Origin of the sequence: Streptomyces sp. NPDC013455 (assembly GCF_040632975.1) — a bacterium.
Taxonomy (GTDB): Bacteria; Actinomycetota; Actinomycetes; order Streptomycetales; family Streptomycetaceae; genus Streptomyces.
On sequence record NZ_JBEYCX010000079.1, the window covers coordinates 1 to 1,490 of the forward strand.

At 67.1% G+C, this 1,490-nt stretch carries 2 protein-coding genes; both read right to left on the reverse strand.

The window, feature by feature from the left end:
* Positions 1–1,005, reverse strand: a 1,005-nt coding sequence (locus ABZ576_RS34375) for an alpha-amylase family glycosyl hydrolase (RefSeq protein WP_360750059.1), incomplete at its 3' end; no start/stop codon positions are given.
* Positions 1,002–1,490 (reverse strand): alpha-glucosidase C-terminal domain-containing protein (locus tag ABZ576_RS34380; RefSeq protein WP_360750062.1); only part of this gene is annotated, 489 nt, incomplete at its 5' end. The genes ABZ576_RS34380 and ABZ576_RS34375, both read right to left, overlap by 4 nt.

The following is a 1,490-nucleotide window of genomic DNA, read 5'->3' on the forward strand; positions in this document are numbered from 1 at the left end:
TTCCAGGGTCAGCTCGTCGTGGTTGCGCAGGAAGATGCCCCACTGGCAGCCGGACGGGATCGCCGGGGTCTTGGCCAGGATCTCCGAGACCGGGTGGCGGGATTCCCGCCGTACGGCCATGAAGATGCGCGGCATCACCGGGAAGTGGAACGCCATGTGGCACTCGTCGCCGCCACTGGGGTAGTCGCCGAAGTAGTCGACGACGTCCTCGGGCCACTGGTTGGCCTCCGCCAGCAGTACGGTGTCCGGGTACATCGCGTCGATCTCACGGCGGACCCGCCTGAGGAAGTCGTGCGTCGCGGGCAGGTTCTCGCAGTTGGTCCCCTCCTCCGCGTAGAGGTAGGGCACCGCGTCCAGGCGGTAGCCGTCGATCCCCAGGTCCAGCCAGAAGCGCAGGGCGGCCAGGATCTCCTCCTGCACGGCCGGGTTCTCGTAGTTGAGGTCCGGCTGGTGCGAGAAGAAGCGGTGGAAGTAGTACTGGCCGCGCACCGGGTCGAAGGTCCAGTTGGAGACCTCGGTGTCGACGAAGATGATCCGGGCGTCCTCGTACTGCTTGTCGTCGTCGGCCCACATGTAATAGTCCCCGTACGGGCCGTCGGGGTTCTTGCGGGACTCCTGGAACCACGGGTGCTGGTCGCTGGTGTGGTTCATGACGAAGTCGATGATGACGCGCATGCCGCGCTGGTGGGCGGCGTCCACGAACTCCACGAAGTCGGCGAGGTCGCCGAACTCCGGCAGGACGGCGGTGTAGTCGGAGACGTCGTACCCGCCGTCGCGCAGCGGAGACTGGAAGAACGGCGGCAGCCACAGGCAGTCGACTCCGAGCCACTGGAGGTAGTCGAGTTTGGCGGTCAGGCCCTTCAGGTCTCCGATGCCGTCGCCGTTGCTGTCCTGGAAGGAGCGCACCAGGACCTCGTAGAAGACGGCGCGTTTGAACCACTCCGGGTCCCGGTCCTTGGCGGGAGTGTCCTCGAAGGTGTCCGGTACGGGGTCGTTGACGGTCATGACGCTGCGGGCCCTCCGATCCGGGGCGTCGATCGCTCGACGTGGAGCACGTGCGCCGGCGCGGAGCCCGGCGTGAGACGTACGAAGTTGGTCCTGCCCCAGTGGTACGTCTCGCCCGTCAGTTCGTCGTGTACGGACAGGCCGGCGTGCCAGTCCAGGCCGAGTTGCGGCATGTCCAACGAGACCGTGGCCTCCTGGGTGTGCTGCGGGTCGAGGTTGACGACCACGATGACCGTGTCGGTGCCCGTGCTCTTGCTGTAGGCGAGCACGGCATCGTTGTCGGTCTGATGGAAGCGGAGATTCCGCAGCCGCTGCAGCGCCGGGTGCCGGCGCCGGACGGTGTTGAGGCGGGTGATGAGGGGGGCGATGGTGCGTCCCTCGCGTTCGGCGGCTTCCCAGTCCCGGGGGCGGAGCTGGTACTTCTCCGAGTCCAGGTACTCCTCGCCGCCCTCGCGCAGGGGGGTGTTCTCGCACAGTTCGTAGCC